Source organism: Variovorax saccharolyticus, assembly GCF_030316765.1.
GTDB classification, from domain to species: domain Bacteria; phylum Pseudomonadota; class Gammaproteobacteria; order Burkholderiales; family Burkholderiaceae_C; genus Variovorax; species Variovorax saccharolyticus.
The window spans coordinates 96,756-116,214 of the sequence record NZ_JASZYT010000014.1 but is presented as its reverse complement, the minus strand read 5'-3'; the positions used below and the strand labels follow the sequence as shown (position 1 = coordinate 116,214).

Genomic DNA, 19,459 nt, shown 5'->3' with positions numbered 1-19,459 from the left:
ACGGCCTCTCATTCATTCATAGGTTAACCGTTAACGTTAGGACATTCAAGGCCGCATCAGAGGGGTATTCCCTATGGAGCCATGAGTTCTTGCAGGCTGTGTGGCGCGGCTGTTGTCAAACGCATGCAGCAAACCCGGGGGGCGGCAGCGTCGGTGAACGAGAGGGCCACGGGGAAGCGGCCCTGAAGCAACAGGAGCGCGATGACCGGGCCCAATGCAGGCACGGCCGCCTCGCGACAGCAATTTGCGCTGGCCGAAGAATCGGGCAGTCGTTGTTCCGCCAGTTCTGTGTGACTGCCGGGTCCTAGACGGGCGCACTGCCGAGGGTGGTACCGCCGCACACGTAGAGGACTTGTCCAGTGACGAAGCCGTTCTCGGGCGCGAGGAAGAAAAGAACCGCCCTGGCGACATCATCAGGCACCCCCATCTTTCCGACGACAATGCTCTGAAGGATGCGCTGAGCGCTTTCAGAGCCCTCGGGATGGTTGTGCTTGAAGAGCGGCGTTGCGATCGGGCCCGGAGCGACGACGTTGACTGTGATGCCTTCGCGGCCCAACTCAAGTGCCATAGTCCGTGTCATTCCGATCAGGCCCGCCTTCGAGGTGGAATAGGCAAGCCGGTTGCGCATTCCGAGCGCAGCCCTGGAAGAAACGTTGACAATACGCCCATGTCCGCACGATCGCAGCGTTGGCAGAAACGCCTGCGTCAGCTGGAGCGGTGCTCGTAGATGAAGTGCGACAACGTGGTCGAGGTCCTGTGCGCTCTGGTCGTCCACTGTTCCCGGCCTGCTGGTTCCTGCGTTGTTCACCAGGCCTGTCACCTCGGAATCGGCCGCGATGGTTCGAGCGCAACTCTCAACTTCGGCCTCAGAGCTGAGGTCCACCTGCACAGACTGCATGAGTGGGTGAGCCCATTCGGGCCGTTGAAAGTCCAGATTGACGACGTGGCGCCCGCTGGCCAAGAGTGCCTGCGCAATGGCTTGGCCGATGCCGGTACTGGCGCCCGTGATAACGCAAACATTGGATCGCTTCATTGTGTGTGGCAGGAGTGCTTGTCAAGCGCGGATGCGCCTTTCAGAGGTTGAACATTAGCTTTCTGCCGGAAATAAGTCAACGGTTAACCTTATGGGAAAGGGCGGCTCAAGTCGGATTGAGGTGCCCGCAAGCAACCGACCGCCGCTGTTCGCAGCGCCCGGCCAGCGGGATGGCGCAACTTCAAGAGTGAGGCAGGGTGGCAGCGCACCCAATGAAGTGCGCGAAGCCATGCGCGGGTAAGTGCCCTATCGATGGGAAAACATAGGAAAGCCCGGCGCGAGCCCCCGAGCAGCAAAGACCATGGCGCCCCGTCCGCCCAATTCGTCGCGCGCAACAATTAGCAGGTCGCGCGATCCAGGCACGATCGCGAGGCTCGTGACCTTGAGGAAATGATTGTCTTCGCGGCCAGGAAGCAGAATCTGGCCGATGGGGATGCCGTAGGGACTGAAGACCAAGATGCGAGCCTGTCGGTACATCGCCACGTAGACGTTCCCTGCTGAATCCGTACGCATTGAATCAGGGGCGATGCCGATAAAATGGTAGGGGATCAGCGCACCAAATCGTGCAGGCTTGGCTGGAGCGCTAAGGTCGACGCGGTGAAGGCGGCAGTTGGCGAACTCGGTCGCCCAAAGAACAGTGCCGTCAGGACTCAAGGCCACGCCATTCGCCGCACACATGTTACGCAAAACAGGGACGCATGAACTGGAGTCAGGGGCGACGTAGTACACACCGCCTGTGGGCTCGGTCGACGATCCACGAAAGTCGGTGAAGTAGAAGCCTCCGAGCTCGTCAAACACGAGGTCGTCGACAGCGTAGCCGGCTTTTGGAGGCACGATGGTTTGTCTGTCGCCACCGTCCGGAGCGATCGAGATGACGGAACCGGCCTCGAAGAGACCGCCGCTATTTGGCTTACCCAGTGCCGCCACGAAGATTCGCCCGTCCTTGTGGACAGCGATGCCAGTAGGATGAAGCTCATCTTCCTGGTACAGCGTCGTAATCCCCTTGTCCATGGATAGCCGCATGACACGGCCTCCGAAGGGATCGACAAACAGGAGGTTGCCGGCTCGATCAAAAGCCGGCCCTTCGAGCGACATCGGCTGGTCGGAAACCTGGAAGTACTGCGTGGCCGTTGCTGTCGGCAAGCCTCGTTCGCAGGCTGGGATCGGCACCAGGCCGCGCGTGGCGCTGGTGTACGAGAGCGTACTCGTCTCGTCGGCGGAGAAATTTCTGTCGGTCAAACGGAACTCTTCGAGGGAGGTTGCGAGACGCCAAAGTCCGGGCTCAACAAGCTCGCAACTCTCCCGCAGAATTCAGTTGGTAGGCGTCGTTGTGTTCGCCAAGCCTCGGCGCCGCGGACCGCAGCGCTGGCCGCTGGCCGTTGATGACCAAAGGCAATCCGGTCAAGCGAAAATCCTCACCGGGAATCTCCTGCATCAGGCCCAGAGCCTCGATCTGCGGGTGCACCATTGCCTCAGCGACTGTATGGACCTGCGCGCAAGGCACCCCCGCGTCGTTGAGTCTGGCGATCCAATGAGCCCGGGACTCGGCACGCAGCAGCGGGGTCATCTCGGCCAGCAACGCACTCTTGTTCCTCAACCTTGCGCGATTGGTGGAAAAACGACTGTCGGATATCCAGTCCGGCCGCTGAAGCTCGTGCGCTAGTTTTGTGAACAGACGGTCATTGCCGCAGCAGATGACCAACGGGGCGTCCGCAGTCTCAAATGCCTCGTACGGAACAAATCCGGGATGGCCGGAGCGGTGCCGTTCAGGAACGCGCCCCTCGTTCTGGTAAGCGTCAGTCTTTTGTGCCGCCCATACCAATGCAGTCTCCAGCAGCGAAGTGCTGACGATGCCGCCTCTTCCGGAGTGGTGGCGTCTCTGAAGCATGGCCAGTGCACCGATGACAATCCACATGCCGCTGCCTTGGTCGCAGACGGATGCACCCGATCGCATTGGCGGATCGTCTGGACCGCCATTGATACTTGACAGGCCGCTGAAGGCTTGCAGCATGGGTTCGTACCCAGGCAACTTGCTCATCGGTCCCGCAGCACCGAACGCCGAGATCTCACAGTAGATCAAGCGGGGATGATGTTTGCACATCGACTCGCCATCGACCCCCAGAGTTTGCGTCACCCCGGGCCGCAGATTGCAAATCAGAATATCAGCGCCGGCGACGAGCTCTTCGAACGCCGCGTGTCCCGCGTCGGAATTCATATCGAGCGCGACCGACCTCTTCCCGCGGTTGAAGATGTGAAAGCAGTGGGAGTCACCGTTGCGGAAGGGCTCACCCATGTGACGCGCGTCGTCGCCACCGTCGACGCGTTCGATTTTCACAACCTCGGCGCCGAGGTCGGCCAAGATGGCTCCGGCAAATGGCCCGGCGAGGACTTGGCCGAGCTCAATGACCCGGATGCCTTTGAGCGTCTGTTCCATATGCAATTTCGAAGGCCTTGCGGCCCTTGTCTCCGTTTTGCAGTGCATTTTCCTCCCTGCGGGGTCATGTGTGAAGGACAATAACCTTATAGGTTTGATAACAAGATCGAATCAGCACCCTAGGGGACGACATGCGCATTCGGATCACGCTTGCCCAGCTCGAGGCCTTCGTCAGTGTGGCCAGCACCTTGAGTTTTCGCGCGGCTGCGCAAACGCTTCACGTTTCGCAGCCTGCGCTGAGCCGCACCATCAAGCTTGCCGAGCAGGCCCTGGGCACGCGACTCTTTGATCGCAGCACCCAGCATGTCGGACTCACACCCGCCGGTCACGAACTGCTCCCCATCGCCGCGCGCATCCTCGACAACTTCAACAGTTCCTTCAGCGAGCTCGCCCAGTTCCTGGAAGGCCGAAGTGGCACGGTCACCATAGCTGCGTTGCCGTCCACCGGAGCGGCGATCGTGCCCAACGTGATCGCCCGGTTTCGAGAGCGCCACCCGCTGGTGGAGTTCTCCCTGCTCGAAAACCAAGCCGAGGTCCTTAGCACCCTGATTGACGAAGGTCGCGCTGACCTTGGTATCACGGTGCGTCCGCGGCCTGACCAACGTTTGGACTATCGGCACCTGCTGGATGATCCGTTCGTCCTGCTATGTCGCAGGGACGACCCGCTGGCCGCCAGGTCCACGGTGAACTGGACGGCGTTCACAACCCGCCCGTTCATTTCTGCCGATTACAAGAGCAGCATTCGCCCCATCACGGATGCGGCGTTTCTCAGACAAGGGTTGCGCGTCACGCCTGCCATCGAGTACCCAAGCATCGCCGCGGCAGGGGCGCTGGTGTCAGCTGGCCTTGGGTTATCGGCGCTTCCGCTTCTTGCGATGCACCTTGTAAACACGGACCATCTGGTCGGTGTGCCATTGAGAAGACCAACCATGTCGCGTCCCGTCGGCGTCGTGACGCGGATGGGACGCTCCCTATCACCCGTTGCCAAGCAGTTCATTGATTTTCTCGTTGCCGAAACCCTGGCTGGAGTTGCCGATCACACGGTGGTCGCGCGTCCCGCCGGACCCGAGGCATAGAAGTGACGTCTGCGGCTGCGATGGCATGGGTCATCAGCCGGCGAGCGCTTGACTGACCGCTTGCGCCGCGATGACAGCGATAAGGTGCGCGCGGTACTCCGAAGTTGCATGGATGTCCGAAGACAGGTCCTTGGATGACACGGTCGCGCTCTTGGCGCTCTCCGGAGTGAAGGCGGTCGTCAGGCTGCGCTCGATCTCGGCCACGCGAAAAACGACGGAAGCTGCACCAGTGACAGCCACCCTGACGCCGGTCCCAGTGTCAGCAACAAAGACCCCGACCAGTGCGAAACGTGAAGCCTGCTGTTCGAATTTAACGTAGCCCGCCCGCCGCGGGATAGGAAACTCGACCTCGGTGATCAGCTCGTCCTCGTTCAGCGACGTTTCGTACATGCTCACGAAGAATTTTTCGGCCGGGATCGCTCGCTCGCTCGTGTGGATGATTGCTCCGAGTGCCAGCACGGCGGCCGGGTAACAAGCCGCGGGGTCATTGTTGGCGACCGACCCTCCGACGGTGCCCATGTTTCGCACCTGCCTGTCGCCAATGCCGCCGGCAAGGTGCGCCAGCGCCGGGATCGCCCGCATGACCTCTGGTGATGATGCGACGTCAACGTGGCGTGTCATTGCGCCGATGAGGATCGACGTACCGGTGATTCGCACCCCGCGAAGACCGGGAACGCCTGCAATGTCGACCAATGTGCCCGGCTGCGAGAGCCGCGTTTTCATCGCTGCAACCAAGGTCTGACCTCCGGCCAGGGGCCGGCCGCCGGTGCGCTTGAGGGCCTGAACCGCCTCAGCCAATGTCAAAGGATGCTCGTAATCAGTTTCGTACATGCTCGTTGCCCCTTTACGTCTGCTGCGGCGCATCGGCCGCGGCCATCGCGCGCGCGCCATGAAGGACCGCCTTGACGATGTTCTGGTAGCCGGTGCATCGGCACAGATTTCCTTGCAGTTGATCCCGGATTGCATGGTTGTCGGCATTCGGGCAGCGCTTGACGAGCTCAATGCAGCTCATCACCATGCCTGGGGTGCAAAAGCCGCACTGCAGCGCGTGCTCCTCCATGAAGGCTTTCTGCATCGGATGGGGCGTCCCATCGGCGGCCGCCAGCCCTTCGATGGTTATGACTTCCGATCCCTGCATCTGCACGGCCAGGACAGAACACGATTTGATCGCTCTCCCGTCCACGTGCACGGTACAGGCACCGCATTGGGATGTGTCACAACCCACATGCGTACCAGTCAGCCCTAGGTGGGTGCGCAGCAATTCGACTAGCAGTGTGCGCGCGTCGACGTTCAGCGCAACGGCATTGCCGTTGACTTTGAGGGTGACATTCTTCTTCATGGCTTGGTCGATGTTTGTGTTGCGTAGCCGGCATCACGCAATGCCTTCCATACCCGCATAGGCGTTGCCGGCATGTCAAGGTGACGAACGCCCGCCGGCTGCAGCGCGTTGCAAACGGCATTGATCGTTGCGCTCAACGCCCCGACGGTCCCGGCTTCGCCGACGCCTTTGACGCCAAGTGGATTTAGCGCAGTAGGCGTTTCCAGATTGACGCTTTCGATCTCAGGCATGTCGGAAGCCCGGGGCATCGCGTAGTCACTAAATGAGCCTGTCACGAGTTGGCCGGCGCTGTCGTACCTGATCTGCTCTAACAGCACCTGCCCGATGCCCTGCACGACACCGCCGTGGATCTGGCCTTCCACAAGAGCGGGATTCAGGACACGGCCGACATCTTCAACCGAGACGTATCGCATCGGCGTAACCAGGCCGGTCTCGGGATCGATCTCTACCTCGCAGATATGACAACCATTCGGAAAAGTCGGCCTGTTCGGCGCGAACTCTCCAGCTCCTGCCAAATCCTTGTTTTCCCCCTCGCGTGCCGCGAGGTGCTGAGCGAGTTCAGCTAGCGTGATTGAACGGTCAGTACCGCGAACACGATAGGAACCGTAAGAAAATTCGACGTCGGAATAGTGCGCCTCAAACAACGTGGCCGACGCCACTCGGCCATTTTCGATCAGATCATCGACTGCCTTGGTGACTGCAGAGCCGCCTTGAATCAGAGCGGAAGAACCGCCGTTTCCTCGGCCATCGATCAAGCGGTCCGTATCGCCTTGCAAATACGTCACCTTCTCCAGCGGTAGGCCTAGGGCCTTGGCCACAAGGCGGGAGAAACCTGTCTCGTGACCTTGACCCACAGACATGGTTCCAGTGGTCAATGTCACGCGGCCGTCAGGATGGGCGTGCACTCTCGACCGATCCCTGCCGACAGCGCCGGCCATCTCGATGGGCATGGCGATGCCGATTCCGCGCAGCTTCCCACGTGCTTTTGACGCCTCTCGCCGCTCCGGGAAAGTCAAATAGCCTGCTAGCTCCATGGCCTTGTCGAGGTTGGACTCGAAGTTGCCGCAGTCGTACTCGAAGCGGAAGGCGGTTCGGTACGGCATGGCGGTGGTGGGGATCAAGTTGCGCCGCCGCAGTTCTGCAGGATCGATGCCCATCTCGACGGCCGCGACGTCGATGATCCGCTCAATGGCGTAGGTGGCGTCGGGGCGGCCTGCGCCGCGGTAGGCCGCCGTTGATTGCGTGTTCGTAAAGATACCGACGGCTTCTGCGGCGATTGCAGGCGTTGTGTAGACACCGGCAATGCCGCCGATGTTGTTCACTGGCGAGGTCGACCGCTGGAACATGTATGCCCCCACGTTGACGTCGTACCTCACCCGCAGGGCCGTGAACCTGCCTTGGGCGTCGAGTCCAAGCTCGCTTGTCACGACCACGTCTCGGGCGTGCTCGTCTGACAGAAAAGACTCTGAGCGCTGAGCGGTCCATCGCACGACTCGCCTCAAACGCAACGCGGCCCAAAAAACGAGTATCTCCTCGCGTTGCGGGCCCCATTTCATGCCAAAGGAGCCGCCTACATCACTTGCGATCACTCGCAGTTGGTCCGCACCGAGCTTGAACAGGCGGGCGAGTTCGTCACGCATCTGGTGCGGGCTTTGATGCGAGAGATGCAAGACCGGCCTTCCGTCCGCGCCGAAATACGCGAGCGCTGCGCGCGGCTCCAGCGGCATCGCGGCGACGCGGCTGATGTGGGATGCCAGGCGAGCCACATGATGCGACGAGGCCAGTGCGCGATCGACCTTGGCCATGTCACCGCCACGCCAGTGGAATGCAATGTTGGATGGACGATCGTTCCAGACCTGGGGCGCGGCAGCATCTTGGGCGGCATGAACGTCGGTGACCGCTGGCGAGTCTTCAAATTCGACCACCACCAGATCCGCAGCGTCTTGGGCGGAGGCAAAGCTGTCGGCCAGCACCATGGCGACTGGCTCGCCGACGAAACGCACGCGGTCTTGCACCAGGAAAGGCCGAGGCGTCTCAAATGCGAAGGTCCCGTCTCCCTGGTCAAGTTTGAAGGGCGTCGGGCATGCATTGAAGCCCTCAGCCAACATGTCGGCACCGGTAAGGACAGCCACCACGCCCGGGAGCGCAAGCGCAGCGCTGACGTCGACGGATTTAACGAAGGCTGAGGCATAGGGCGAGCGCACGAAAACAACGCGCAAAGCGGCATCCATGGGAACGTCATCGACGTACTGGCCGCGTCCGACAGTCAACCGGGCATCTTCGCGCCGGCTGCCTGTGGTATGGAGTGAAGGGACATTCATGTCTGCGGGGTACCTTGCCTCGAAGTGTGCGCCTGCACGGTTCCGGAACACCTTTCGGGGTCCTTGAAAGCTGGCAATGTTAGGCGCGCTGTCGGCTTGGAAGTTTGATGAAAGCGACTGTGATCGTGTCGTGCGTAGAAATCGCGCGGGGCCTGGCCCTGGCGTCGACGGTGACGCCCGTATCGCTTTCCCATTCAGCGGGTTGTTACCCGGCGCTGTGCACCTTTCCGAATCGGAAAGTGGCTGCGTCTAATTCCTCAAGCTATGCTCACGTGCCTCCTCCTAACATCTGTCATCCATTCAGGAGACCAGAGTGCCAAGCGTCATCGAAGCGGCGGAAATTGAGGACCATGCGTCCAGCTATCGTGGCAGCACGCCGCGCAACACCAATGCGCTCAATGAATGGCACGAGCGCGCGCTGGGTGAGGTCGCGGTGGAACCGGGCTTTCCTATAGTCGATGCTCATCACCATGTATTCGGGGCCGCCGGGGACCCGCATTACTACCAGCCAACAGACCTGCGGCGCGATATCAGCGCCGGACACAACATCATCGGGACGGTGTGCGTCGAGGCGTACCGATGGGGTTGGCGACAAGGCGGCGCGGAAGCGTTGAAACCCGTCGGTGAGGTCGAGTTCCTAGTGGATGCTACTGCCGCGCCAATTCAGAGCCGGTGGGGCCCCTGTCAAGTCGCGGCGGGGATCGTTTCAGGCGCCGATCTCACACTCGGATCGGGCGTGTCGGAAACCCTGGATGCGCAACTTGAATCAGGTCAGGGCAGGCTCCGTGGCGTGCGGCACAACGCTGCCCATGACGACGGACCCGTAGGGCGGTTTATCAAGCATCCGGCGGTTCCGCACCTGTTGCTGGACGGGGATTTCAGAAAGGGCTTCGCGCTGTTAAGGCGGCGGGATCTCAGCTTTGACGCTTGGATCTTCCACCATCAGATCGAGGAGTTGGTCGACCTGGCAGCAGCTTTTCCCGATACGCGCATCGTGTTGAACCATGTCGGGGGCGTGATCGGGGTTGGCAAGTTTGGCAAAGAGCGCGCATCTGTGATCTCCCGATGGAGAGCTGACCTTCGCAAGCTGGCCGCAAGGCCGAATGTCTTTGCGAAGATCGGTGGGATGGGCATGCCCATGTTTGGCTTCGGGTTTGAGCATCGTGAAGCCCCCGCGACGTCGGCTGACTTGGCGCCCGCGTGGGCACCGTTGATCGACGAATGCATTGAAGCATTCGGCCCGCAGCGCTGCATGTTTGAGAGCAATTTTCCGGTCGACCGGCAGTCTTGCGGCTACACCGCTTTGTGGAACGTGTTCAAACGGGCGACAGCCGCATTGGCTCCAGACGAGCGTCGGGATTTGTTCTATCGGACGGCCTGCCGGGCATATCGACTACCAGCATTGGAAAAAGCGGGCGATCTTGCGAGCGGGTCATGATCGGTACCATGCCCGTGGCTGCCTGTGAAGGCGGCCTGATTCAGCCCACTGCTTCCGATGCGCGGCCGCTTGGGGCCCGGCATACCGAGGAACTTGCGAGCTTTGTGATTGAGTCGGTTTGGTCAGACCTGCCGGCGCCGGTACAGCATGAGGCGGCGCGCGCTTTCCTAAACTGGGTGGGATGCGCGCACGGCGGCGCCTTCCACAGCGCCGTAGAGCAGGCACTGCCGGCACTAAAAGCGCTGTCGGGTTCTCAAGCCTGCACTGTGATTGGCCGAGGCGTCCGCCTGGACCCGCTCAGTGCGGCGCTGTTGAATGGGTTGAGCGTTGGAGCGCACGCGTTCGACGATGCTCATGTTGAGACAGTCGTGCATCCCGCGGCACCCACTGTGGCTGCGTTGCTTGCTTACGCCGAACAGCACCGGGTATCAGGATCCGACTTTCTGCACGCCCTAATGATCTCTCACGAGGTTCAGTGCCGGTTGAGTTGCGCGTTGGCCGTTGGACCTGCGGCTTGTCATGTTGGGCACTACATGACAGGTTTGACAGGCGCGATCGGGGTCGCTACAGGCGTGGGCAAGCTGATGGGTCTGTCGGCGAAGCAACTTGTCTGGGCGATGGGCATCGCTGCTATGCAGGGGGGAGGGTTCCGGTCGTCCCACGGGACCATGTCCGCGGCATTCATACCCGGCAATGCCGGACGTAGCGGCCTGCTCGCCGCCCACCTGGCAGCGAACGACTTCACCTGTCACGCTGAGCCGTTGTCGAGCCCGAATGGCCTTTTGTCGGTGGTTGGACGCCCGTCATACCCGGAGGCATTGACGGAACGTCTAGGCCAACATTGGGAATGCATGAATGTGGCCATCAAGCCGTTCCCCAACGGATGCCTGATTCACGCTGCCACCGACGTCTGTCTTGAACTGGCACGCTTGCATTCCTTCTCGCGAGGTGACATCGAGCGCGTTGAAATCCAGGTTCACGAACTCAGCCTCGCTTTGACGGGCAAGGATGAGCCAAAGGACAGCTATGAAGCGCAGGTGAGCCTGCATCACTGGGCTGCGGCGGCGCTGTATTACGGTAGAGCCGACTTGAACGAAGCCAGTGATGCCTGCGTGCGCGATCCAGCGATAATTGCCCTACGCCGGCGCATCTTTGCATCGGTCGCGTCGGACCTGCGTCCTGACGAGGCGCGCGCCTCGATCGTGCTGCAAAGTGGCCAGCGCTTGGAGGCACAGGTTAGTCCACACATCGGCTCCGCGAAGCGCCCCCTCAGCGACGAGCAACTCGAGGCTAAGTTCCTGTCGCAGGCCCAAGATCACTTGGGCACGGAGCGGACTCGTCACCTGATCGCGTTGTGCTGGCGTCTCCCTTTGGCTCTGGACGTCGGCCGGGCGGCTCCAGGTTTCTGGGGATGAACATCTTGCTCTGCACCTCGCAATTTGCCGTCACGGTACACCCGACATGGGCATCGAAGGACGACTCCATGACGACAAGTGCTGCCAGCCGCGGGTGGCATCTTCGAACCAGTGGCAAAGGCAGATGGCGATCCTGTTGATCAAAGAGAGGCACATATGACAGATAGGGCGGGCTCCGTGGCGAGCAGTTGGCTAGGGTTGACAGGGCGCGTTTGTGTGATCACCGGCGGGGGCAGCGGGATCGGCGCGGAAACCGCACGCCAGCTGGCGTCGGCTGGTGCGTTGGTAGCGATACTGGACCAGGATGCGGGTTCCGCCGAAGCGGTCGCGGCGGAACTCAGGGGGGGCGGAATGCGCGCTATTGGCGCCCAAGCTGACGTCGCGAGCCCTGAGATGGTCGTTGCGGCCGCCGAGCGCATCGAGAAGGAACTCGGTCGCTGCCAGGTGCTTGTGAACAATGCCGCGGTTCGCCACCGCGGTCCGCTGGTGGGCATGAGCCTGCGAGACTGGAATCATGTGCTCTCGGTCAACTTGACGGGTGCCCTGACGTGCACCCAAATCTTCGCGGCGCAGATGATCAATGGGGGCAGGGGAGGCAGCCTCGTGCACGTGGCGTCGATACTGGGTCATCACCCGCTGGCCCAGAGTGGAGCCTACAGCGTCAGCAAGGCAGGACTGATCATGATGTCGCGGCTGTTTTCGTTGGAACTGGCTCCTCACGGCATTCGCAGCAATGTCGTCTCGCCCGGCTTTACCCGCACGCCTGCCACGGAGACGGTGTATGCCGACAGCGAAACGGCAGGAGCCAGACAGCGACTGATTCCGGCGGGCCGTGTTGCGATGCCAACGGACATGGCCGAGGTCATTGCATTTCTGGCGAGCGATCGCGCAGGCTATGTCAACGGTCAGGACCTGTTGGTGGATGGCGGTTTCGACAACACCCTGATGAGCATAGTGCCGCGGGGAAGTAAAGGCTGAGACGCCCGGCTGTAACCCTGCTTAAACCATCCAGCTGCCCGTCACTGCCCCTGCGCAGCGTTGGCAGATCCAATCGAAACCCTCGGCCGGTGCCAAAGGCCAGTAGGACCAACTGAGACGCATAGAAATGAAGAACCTTTTTTCGCGCTTGATCGCAATCGCTGGTCTGTTGTGTGTCGCCGTCTCTTTACCGGCCGCCGCCCAGGACTATCCAGATCGGCCCATCCAACTCGTAATTCCGTATGCCGCAGGAGGCATCACGGATGCGCTTGGCCGCTTGGTGGCCGAGAATCTCAGTAATCGACTTGGCCAACGGATTGTTCCAGACAACCGACCTGGAGCAGGGACTGCCATAGGTGCCGCGGCTGTTGCGCGCGCGACGCCAAACGGATACACGCTCCTGTTCAGCACGCTGGCGCATTCGCTCAACGCCACGATGAGTGCAGCTTTGCCGTTCGACTCAGTGAATGATTTTGCGTTTGTAGGCAAGGTTGGGCAGATCCAGTTGCTCATCATGACGAACCCGCAACACGTCAAGGTTGACAACCTAGGTGGGCTTGTCGCTTTGATGCGCAGCGCCAATGGAAATGTTTCCTACGCATCGTCAGGAATCGGGACGCCGAGTCACCTGGGCGTCGAACTCCTGAAACGAGTCGCCCATGGCGAGGCCGTACATGTGCCATATCGAGGCGAGAGCCCAGGTCTTTCAGACTTGATGGGGGGCCAGGTCAGCTTCATGCTCTGCTCGATTGCAACATGCGTGCCGCGCCTGCAGGACGGCAAGCTGAAGGCGCTGGCCCTGACCGCGACCAGTCGAAGCGCTCTGGCACCCACGGTCCCGACTGTGGGCGAGGCAGGATTTCCTGGTTCCGAGATCAACACCTGGTACTTCATCGCCGCCCCTAAGGGCACGCCTACAGCCGTGGTCAACAGACTCAACTCGGCGCTCAACGAGGTGCTTGCCGACGAAAGCTTCAAGAGTCGAGTTCTGGCCATGGGCGTCGAACTTGAAAGCCGCACGTCGCCTGCGGCGACCAAAGGACTGGTTCAATCTGAGATTGAGAAATGGCGCCCGATCGTCAAGGCTTCGGGCGCGACAAGCAACTGATGCTTCAGACGAGCATCCGAGCGGATACGCCTGTGCCCTTGAAGGGGCGAATCAGAGCAGCGGGTCGCCGTGGCCCAGTGGTCGCGCTGCGAGCGCGTCCAGAAGATGACGGGCCGGCGCGTTCAGTTCGGCGTAGTCGCGCACACACAAAACCAGGCGCCGGCGCGCCCAGTCGTCAGAGAGCGCGATGGTCGTGAGCCCGAGTGCGTTGACCAGAAGCGACGTAGATTCCTTCGGCACGATGGCGATCGCAAGGTTGCCCGCGACGAAACGGCAGGCCGCGTCGTAAGTTCGCACGTGGAAGGGCATCTTTAGTGCCTTACCTTCAGCGATCGCTAGCCGCTGCTGCAAGTGCAGCCCAACGCTGGCGGCATCAACCGCAACCCGTTCATACGGCAGGGTGTCTACAAAGCTGACGCTCGTGCGGTTGGCTAGCTCGTGCTCCTTGTGGGTGATGACCACCATGTGATCCACCCTGTAGGGCACGGTTCGCAGCCGCCGGGTTCCCGTTGCGTCCCAGCACACACCAAGATCGGCTCGGCCTCCCTCGACATTCAAGACGACCTCGGGGCCCGTATGTTCGTCGACACTGACCCTGACATTCGGATGATGCTTGACGAAAACAGCGATGTCTGCCGGCAAGCACGATGTGATGGCAGACAAGGCGGCCGCCACCCGTACGCGGCCAGGAACGCTGCGCGCATATTCGGAAAGGTTGGCCTGAATTCGCGCCATGGACTGCAGCAACCCTCGAGCTGAGGGGAGCAGCGCCTCGCCAGCGGCAGTGAGGCTGACGCCGCCGCGACCTCGCTCAAGCAACGGCACCCCTAACTGCTCTTCAAGCGCCGAAAGTCGCTTGCTCACCGTAGAAACCGTCAGGTTCTCGCGGTCGGCAGCCTCGGTCAGACTTTGTTCTTCACAAATTGCGACGAACAAGCGCAGCGACACGGGATCAAAGTGGTGCATCACTAATCTTCTTGAGGTGCACCATTGTATTTGCGGATTCGCAACGCTCGGACAAACCGAGCATCGGTTCCCCGAGTCCTTGTCTAGTGGGTTTGCCGGCAGGATCCGCAGCGACGTTCGATCAGAGCTGCGAGTCAAGCATTTCGTGCGAACCATGCGATGCCCGCGCCAACGACGATCGCCGCGGCGAGCGTCCATCGCGCATAGGAACTGCCAAGGAGAAGGCCCTGTTTCATGCCACCGGAGCGCGGAATGGCTGAGTCCGTTACGGGCTCGGCAACATCCGTAGAGGGCGTCTGTTGGCTGGCGAGCTTTGCGATGAACGCCACAAAAAAATCGTTTGCCACTTTGCGCGCTGCTGAGTCCACCAACCGCGACCCAATCTGGGCAAGCTTTCCGCCCACCTGCGCGCTGACCTGATAGGACATGGACGTAGTGTTTACGGCTTCCGGTGCCAGGCTCACCCTGGCGCGTCCTTTGGCGAAGCCAGCCGCGCCGCCTTGCCCTTCGAAGATGAGGGTGTACGCATTTGGTGGATCCAGGTCTTCCATCTTCATTCGACCCGCAAAGCGGGCGCTGACCGGGCCGATTTTTGCCGCCAAAGTGACCTTGAAGCTGTTGTCGCCATCACGGTCGATGGCTTCGCAACCTGCGATGCATTCCTTGAGGAACAGCGGATCATTCAAAGATCGCCACGTCACCTCGACGCTCGCTGGGATCGAGCACGTACTAGACATTTCCATCGTCGTTCTCCTGACCTGTACGGACCTTCGCTCCCGGACCGACCTGTCCTCGCAGCCTTACGTTGAGCGAAACCCGGACGAATCCGGATGATGAGGGGCCACGCCCACTGAGCATTTACGCGTGTTCATGGCCGTGTGCTGTACGGCTTCGGCCGTCAGCGCGCAGCTGGCGAGTTCGCGTCGATTGCTCCAGGCTTTAATGACCGTCGCGCGGCGCGCTGTAGCCTGAAGAAAGTGCGGCCGTGCCGCCGTCGACACTCAGGATGTGCCCTGAGATCGACGCGGCGTCAGACGATGCAAGAAACAGTATGGCCTTGGCCTGATCGTCCGGCTGCGCCATGTGTCCGAGGGGGATCCGCTGCTCGCGTTGCCGTATGCGCTCGGGATAGTCCCGGGCAACCGACATCGTCATCTCAGTTGCCGTGATTCCTGGGCAAACACAGTTAACACGGATGTTGTACTGACCCCATTCCACGCAAAGCGCTCGTGTCAGGCCCACGACGCCGTGTTTGGCGGCGCAATAGGATGTCGAACCGGGAGCGCCTGCCACGGCGGCTCCGGAACCCAGGTTCACGATGGCGCCTTGCTTGCGTGGAATCATGGACGCCACCGCCGCGGTTTGGGCCCAGAAGAAAGCACCGGTCAGGCATACGTCGATCTCGCGACGCCACTGGGCTTCCTCGACCAATCGCGCTGGGGTGTGTTTGAGGATGCCGGCGTTGTTGATCAACACGTCAATCCGTCCATAGGCTTGCATCACCTCATCGACGTTGGCGCGTACCTGCGTAAGGTTGCTGACGTCGCCACACACGCCAATCGCTACTCCGCCTTCCTCCCGGATCCGCGCCACGGTCGAACTGACTGAGCCCGGGTCTCGATCGCATACGGCGACCTTGGCGCCTTCTCTGGCTGCCAGCCTTGCAGTCGCCAACCCAATTCCCTGGCCCGCTCCTGTCACGACGACCACTTGATCTGTGAATCTCATTGAAACTACCTCTTGGTTGATTGCTGAAAATACTTCGAACTGCCTCGCCGCCTGCGACTGGCAAGCCACGCATGAGCGCTGGGAGGGGACTCTTTAGACGCGTCTCGGTCGCTAGACCTTGAATCCTGTGGTCTTCACTATGTCGGTCCAGAACGCCACATCATTGCGAATCAGGTTCGACAGCTCTTCCGGCCTGCTCCCGATGACACGAAAACCACCTTCCTCGAGCCTGGCGCGTACCTGGGGGACGCTCAACGCCTTGAGGATCTCCGCACTGAGCTTGGCGAGTACCTCGGGAGGGGTCTTGCTTGGCGCTGCGAGACCCACCCAGTTGAGGTACTGCATATCGGGGAACCCGGCCTCTCCGAACGTCGGAACATTGGGATGTCCGGGCAGACGACTTGATCCGTTGGTGGCCAGGAGGCGTAGCTTTCCTGACGACACGTGGCTCAGTACCGTGGAAGGAGCGCCGAAGTACGCGTGAACGTCGCCGGCCATCACGCCTGTGATGAGTTCACCAACATTCTTGTAGTGAACCGGCTCGAACCTGATTTTTGCGGCCTTGCCGAACATGAAGCCGGCAAAGTGTCCAGATGTGCCGGCACCCTGGGTTCCCAGAAAGGCCGCCGATTGTTGAGCCGATGCCCAAGCAACGAACTCTCTCAGCGTGGTGGCGGGAATGTGCGGAGTTGTCGCCAGGACCATGTCATTGCTGGCCACAGCGGACAGCGGCGCGAAATCTCGAACTGAATCGTACGGCGCGTCCTTGAGAGTCGTGGGCACCATCGCCAGCGTCGCGAGAGAGCAAATTCCGATCGTGTAGCCGTCGGACGCTGAACGCGCCAGTTGCTGCGTTCCCATGATGCCGCCTGCGCCCGGCCTGTTTTCGACGGTGACCGGTTGCTCCATCTGCAGGGCTAGCCGATCTGCGATCACGCGTGCCAAGAAGTCGGTGCTGGCCCCCGGCGCAAAGGGCACGATGATTCGAATCGGTCGCAAAGGGAACTTGCCGTCCGCGGCTGCAGCTGCGGACGCTGCGGACGCTGCGGGAGCCAAGACGATAAGGCTAATGTCTTTCAACACTTGCCTGCGCGTGCAATTCAGTTGGGCTTGCAAACATGACTCCTTGATTGGCGCCGAGGGACTGGCTTTTGTCGATGCGGCCATCGATGCCAAATACTAGGTTCGCGATGCACTAAGAGGTTTGATGAATGCGATGGAGATGATTTCTTGGGAGGAAAGCAAAGTGCGCCGACATTCCGCGATGCGTGGAACCGACCATGAACACGCGCGGATAAACGCGATGACGGCAAGCGCTCCAGCGCGCCTTGGGTCGAACTTGGTGGATCTGACCTAGTCGACCTTGGGCTTACACCCAACCCTGGCCAAAAGAAACGTGGCGCAGACGCTTCGCCGCCTGGTCGAGATCTTTCCGCCATGGAGCTTCACGGCAAGTACACCATCTTTATCGAAGGCGCGCACGGCTACCTGGGTCGTCGGAGGGTCGCCAAGTAGCTCGACGCCTGCAAGGATGATCCGTTGACCTACGGCCTCGAAGTCAAGGGAGTGTGGCAGATCGACCCCACGCCGTCACCGCCGCTTTGTGCTGACTCGCCGCATCATGAGCTGGCGTTGGCGCTCTGCGGGATCGCATTGCAATCTCGCGTTCAAACGTAAAAGTTAATGGTTGACCATGAAGTCGCTACCAGCTACACTTGCCGCGCGACAGTTGCGAAATTGCTGCCGAGTGTTTGCTGGCGGCGTGCACCCACTGGTGTTGATTCTTGAACGATTGAGTACAGCAGGCGGTGCTTGGAATTTCTGAACCGCGGGCCCAAATCTCACATTGGTCAGCCAGAGCTATGAGAAGGCGGGGCTGGCTGGCCAGGGTGCCGTCGGCATCGATTAGCAAGGATGACTTGGCAGTCCCGAAGGGCTGATAGGTCTATTCGTCAAGCACTGCGAAGCTTAGATTCGGTCTAGGCCCGACGTTCGAGCAGGCCAGCACCCACGACCAGGAGTGGAAACGCCCCATGACGACCTCCGACGAGTTTTCGATTTCCCGCCGCGGCCTGCTGCAGGCCGGGGCCGCCTCTGCTGCGACGCCGGCGCTACTCTCTGGTCCGGCTGCGGCCGCCCCCGCAGCGGCTGCGCGTTCGATTGCGCCCGTGTTCGTGGCGATGAGCGTCAATGGCAAGACGCAACGCCTCGTGCTCGATGCCCGCACCACGCTGCTCGATGCGCTGCGCGAACACATGCATCTGACAGGCACCAAGAAGGGCTGCGATCACGGCCAGTGCGGGGCCTGCACGGTGATGGTGGATGACCGGCGCATCAACTCGTGTCTGACCCTCGCCGTCATGCACGATGGCGCCAAGGTCACCACGATCGAAGGCCTTGGCCAACCGGGCAACTTGCACCCGATGCAGGCCGCTTTCGTCAAGCACGACGGCTACCAGTGCGGCTACTGCACGCCGGGGCAGATCTGTTCCGCGGTGGGTGTGCTGCAGGAGATCGAGCGAGGGATACCGAGTCACGTAAGCGGCGACCTGACGGTCAAGCCACTGTTGTCGGTGGCCGAACTGCGCGAGCGCATGAGCGGCAACATCTGCCGCTGCGGTGCCTACAACAACATCGTCGAAGCGATCAGTGAAGTCGGCGGGGTGAAAGTATGAGGGAATTCAGCTACGAACGCGCGACTTCACCCGAGCAGGCCATCGCGTCGGCGGCGCGCGTGCCGGGCGCGCGCTTCATCGCGGGCGGCACCAACTTGCTCGACCTGATGAAGCTGGAGATCGAAACGCCCCGCCACCTGATCGATGTCAACGGGCTGGGGCTCGACAAGACCGAAGCTACCCCGGATGGGGGCCTGCGCGTCGGCGCAATGGTGCGCAACACGGACCTGGCCGCAGACGCCCGCGTGCGGCGCGACTACGGCCTGCTGTCGCGAGCCCTGCTTGCAGGCGCATCGGGCCAGTTGCGCAACAAGGCGACCACGGCCGGCAACCTGCTGCAACGAACCCGTTGCGCCTACTTCTACGACACCAACCAGGCGTGCAACAAGCGCCTGCCCGGCAGCGGGTGTTCAGCGATCGGCGGGGTCAACCGGCAGCATGCCATCGTCGGCGCAAGCGATGCGTGCATCGCGACGCACCCGAGCGACATGGCCGTGGCCATGCGCGCGCTCGACGCCAGCGTCGAGACGATGCGCCCCAACGGCGCACGGCGGACCATCCCGATCGCGGACTTTTTCAACCTGCCGGGCTCCACCCCGAATGTCGAGACGGTACTGGCACCCGGTGAACTGATCACCTCGGTTCGACTGCCTCCCCCTGTCGGCGGCAAGCATGTCTATCACAAGGTGCGGGACCGCGCGTCCTACGCGTTCGCGCTGATCTCGGTCGCCGCTATCGTGCAGAGCGACGGCTCCGGCCGCGTGGCGCTGGGCGGTGTCGCGCACAAGCCCTGGCGCATCGATGCGGCAGACCATTTGTTGCCGCGCGGCGCTGCGGCCGCCACCGCCGTGTTGCTGGCTGACGCCAAGCCGACCGAACACAACACCTTCAAGGTGACGCTGGTCCAACGCACGCTCGACGCCGTGCTGTCAGAAGCACGGAGCTGAA

17 protein-coding genes are annotated in these 19,459 nt (G+C 61.4%); 7 read left to right on the top strand and 10 right to left on the bottom strand.

Annotated elements, in window-relative coordinates:
- Positions 1–304: 304 nt before the first annotated feature.
- The 3 genes from QTI45_RS31790 to QTI45_RS31780 all read right to left on the bottom strand — a co-directional run bounded on the left by QTI45_RS31790 (position 305) and on the right by QTI45_RS31780 (position 3,467).
- Positions 305–1,033: an SDR family NAD(P)-dependent oxidoreductase gene (locus QTI45_RS31790; protein ID WP_286657210.1), complete on the bottom strand. Its 729-nt coding sequence runs from the start codon at positions 1,031–1,033 to the stop codon at positions 305–307.
- Positions 1,034–1,279: 246 nt separating this feature from the next.
- Positions 1,280–2,272, bottom strand: coding sequence for an SMP-30/gluconolactonase/LRE family protein (locus tag QTI45_RS31785; RefSeq protein WP_286657209.1), 993 nt, complete (start codon positions 2,270–2,272; stop codon positions 1,280–1,282).
- Positions 2,273–2,315: 43 nt separating this feature from the next.
- Positions 2,316–3,467: a CaiB/BaiF CoA transferase family protein gene (locus QTI45_RS31780; protein WP_286657208.1), complete on the bottom strand. Its 1,152-nt coding sequence runs from the start codon at positions 3,465–3,467 to the stop codon at positions 2,316–2,318.
- A gap of 131 nt (positions 3,468–3,598) precedes the next feature.
- Here QTI45_RS31780 and QTI45_RS31775 point away from each other — a divergent pair, with 131 nt between their 5' ends.
- Complete coding sequence (locus tag QTI45_RS31775) at positions 3,599–4,543, top strand: LysR family transcriptional regulator (protein WP_286657207.1); 945 nt, start codon at positions 3,599–3,601, stop codon at positions 4,541–4,543.
- Positions 4,544–4,576: 33 nt separating this feature from the next.
- Here QTI45_RS31775 and QTI45_RS31770 read toward each other — a convergent pair whose 3' ends face one another.
- Genes QTI45_RS31770 through QTI45_RS31760 form a run of 3 tightly spaced genes read right to left on the bottom strand, consistent with a single transcriptional unit; the run spans position 4,577 to position 8,203 of the window.
- Positions 4,577–5,374: an FAD binding domain-containing protein gene (locus QTI45_RS31770; protein WP_286657206.1), complete on the bottom strand. Its 798-nt coding sequence runs from the start codon at positions 5,372–5,374 to the stop codon at positions 4,577–4,579.
- A gap of 13 nt (positions 5,375–5,387) precedes the next feature.
- Positions 5,388–5,882 carry a (2Fe-2S)-binding protein gene (locus QTI45_RS31765; protein WP_286657205.1) on the bottom strand — a complete coding sequence of 165 codons (495 nt, stop codon included), beginning with the start codon at positions 5,880–5,882 and terminating at the stop codon, positions 5,388–5,390.
- Positions 5,879–8,203, bottom strand: a complete 2,325-nt coding sequence (locus tag QTI45_RS31760; RefSeq protein ID WP_286657204.1) for a xanthine dehydrogenase family protein molybdopterin-binding subunit — start codon at positions 8,201–8,203, stop codon at positions 5,879–5,881. Before QTI45_RS31760 ends, QTI45_RS31765 begins: the two co-directional genes overlap by 4 nt.
- A 313-nt stretch (positions 8,204–8,516) precedes the next feature.
- Between QTI45_RS31760 and QTI45_RS31755 the strand changes: the two genes are divergently transcribed.
- The 4 genes from QTI45_RS31755 to QTI45_RS31740 all read left to right on the top strand — a co-directional run bounded on the left by QTI45_RS31755 (position 8,517) and on the right by QTI45_RS31740 (position 13,142).
- Positions 8,517–9,641 (top strand): amidohydrolase family protein, encoded by a 1,125-nt coding sequence (locus QTI45_RS31755; protein ID WP_286657203.1) that lies wholly within the window; start codon positions 8,517–8,519, stop codon positions 9,639–9,641.
- Positions 9,638–11,056 carry an MmgE/PrpD family protein gene (locus QTI45_RS31750; RefSeq protein ID WP_286657202.1) on the top strand — a complete coding sequence of 473 codons (1,419 nt, stop codon included), beginning with the start codon at positions 9,638–9,640 and terminating at the stop codon, positions 11,054–11,056. The genes QTI45_RS31755 and QTI45_RS31750 overlap by 4 nt, the downstream gene beginning before the upstream one ends.
- Before the next feature lie 216 nt (positions 11,057–11,272).
- Complete coding sequence (locus tag QTI45_RS31745) at positions 11,273–12,034, top strand: SDR family NAD(P)-dependent oxidoreductase (protein WP_286657201.1); 762 nt, start codon at positions 11,273–11,275, stop codon at positions 12,032–12,034.
- Between the two features lie 127 nt (positions 12,035–12,161).
- Complete coding sequence (locus QTI45_RS31740) at positions 12,162–13,142, top strand: Bug family tripartite tricarboxylate transporter substrate binding protein (RefSeq protein ID WP_286657200.1); 981 nt, start codon at positions 12,162–12,164, stop codon at positions 13,140–13,142.
- A 51-nt stretch (positions 13,143–13,193) separates the two neighbouring features.
- On the opposite strand, the gene QTI45_RS31735 is transcribed toward QTI45_RS31740, so the two are convergent.
- The 4 genes from QTI45_RS31735 to QTI45_RS31720 form a co-directional block, all read right to left on the bottom strand.
- A complete protein-coding gene (locus QTI45_RS31735) occupies positions 13,194–14,108 on the bottom strand; it encodes a LysR family transcriptional regulator (RefSeq protein ID WP_286657199.1) in 915 nt (304 codons plus the stop codon).
- A 134-nt stretch (positions 14,109–14,242) separates the two neighbouring features.
- Positions 14,243–14,851 carry an SRPBCC family protein gene (locus QTI45_RS31730; protein WP_286657198.1) on the bottom strand — a complete coding sequence of 203 codons (609 nt, stop codon included), beginning with the start codon at positions 14,849–14,851 and terminating at the stop codon, positions 14,243–14,245.
- A 196-nt stretch (positions 14,852–15,047) separates the two neighbouring features.
- On the bottom strand, positions 15,048–15,836 hold the full coding sequence (locus QTI45_RS31725; RefSeq protein ID WP_286657197.1) for an SDR family NAD(P)-dependent oxidoreductase: 789 nt from the start codon (positions 15,834–15,836) through the stop codon (positions 15,048–15,050).
- A gap of 111 nt (positions 15,837–15,947) precedes the next feature.
- A complete protein-coding gene (locus QTI45_RS31720) occupies positions 15,948–16,952 on the bottom strand; it encodes a Bug family tripartite tricarboxylate transporter substrate binding protein (RefSeq protein WP_286657196.1) in 1,005 nt (334 codons plus the stop codon).
- 917 nt (positions 16,953–17,869) lie between these two features.
- Between QTI45_RS31720 and paoA the strand changes: the two genes are divergently transcribed.
- Positions 17,870–18,511 (top strand): aldehyde dehydrogenase iron-sulfur subunit PaoA, encoded by a 642-nt coding sequence (paoA, locus tag QTI45_RS31715; protein WP_286657195.1) that lies wholly within the window; start codon positions 17,870–17,872, stop codon positions 18,509–18,511.
- Positions 18,508–19,458 (top strand): FAD binding domain-containing protein, encoded by a 951-nt coding sequence (locus QTI45_RS31710; RefSeq protein WP_286657194.1) that lies wholly within the window; start codon positions 18,508–18,510, stop codon positions 19,456–19,458. The genes paoA and QTI45_RS31710 overlap by 4 nt, the downstream gene beginning before the upstream one ends.
- Position 19,459: the final 1 nt, after the last annotated feature.

Coding starts and splice junctions, on each gene's coding strand:
- QTI45_RS31780 (WP_286657208.1), bottom strand. CDS start 3,467: ATGGAACAGACGCTCAAAGGCATCCGGGTCATTGAGCTCGGCCAAGTC.
- QTI45_RS31710 (WP_286657194.1), top strand. CDS start 18,508: ATGAGGGAATTCAGCTACGAACGCGCGACTTCACCCGAGCAGGCCATC.
- QTI45_RS31760 (WP_286657204.1), bottom strand. CDS start 8,203: ATGAATGTCCCTTCACTCCATACCACAGGCAGCCGGCGCGAAGATGCC.
- paoA (WP_286657195.1), top strand. CDS start 17,870: ATGACGACCTCCGACGAGTTTTCGATTTCCCGCCGCGGCCTGCTGCAG.
- QTI45_RS31750 (WP_286657202.1), top strand. CDS start 9,638: ATGATCGGTACCATGCCCGTGGCTGCCTGTGAAGGCGGCCTGATTCAG.
- QTI45_RS31740 (WP_286657200.1), top strand. CDS start 12,162: ATGAAGAACCTTTTTTCGCGCTTGATCGCAATCGCTGGTCTGTTGTGT.
- QTI45_RS31770 (WP_286657206.1), bottom strand. CDS start 5,374: ATGTACGAAACTGATTACGAGCATCCTTTGACATTGGCTGAGGCGGTT.
- QTI45_RS31790 (WP_286657210.1), bottom strand. CDS start 1,033: ATGAAGCGATCCAATGTTTGCGTTATCACGGGCGCCAGTACCGGCATC.
- QTI45_RS31775 (WP_286657207.1), top strand. CDS start 3,599: ATGCGCATTCGGATCACGCTTGCCCAGCTCGAGGCCTTCGTCAGTGTG.
- QTI45_RS31725 (WP_286657197.1), bottom strand. CDS start 15,836: ATGAGATTCACAGATCAAGTGGTCGTCGTGACAGGAGCGGGCCAGGGA.
- QTI45_RS31735 (WP_286657199.1), bottom strand. CDS start 14,108: ATGCACCACTTTGATCCCGTGTCGCTGCGCTTGTTCGTCGCAATTTGT.
- QTI45_RS31765 (WP_286657205.1), bottom strand. CDS start 5,882: ATGAAGAAGAATGTCACCCTCAAAGTCAACGGCAATGCCGTTGCGCTG.
- QTI45_RS31730 (WP_286657198.1), bottom strand. CDS start 14,851: ATGGAAATGTCTAGTACGTGCTCGATCCCAGCGAGCGTCGAGGTGACG.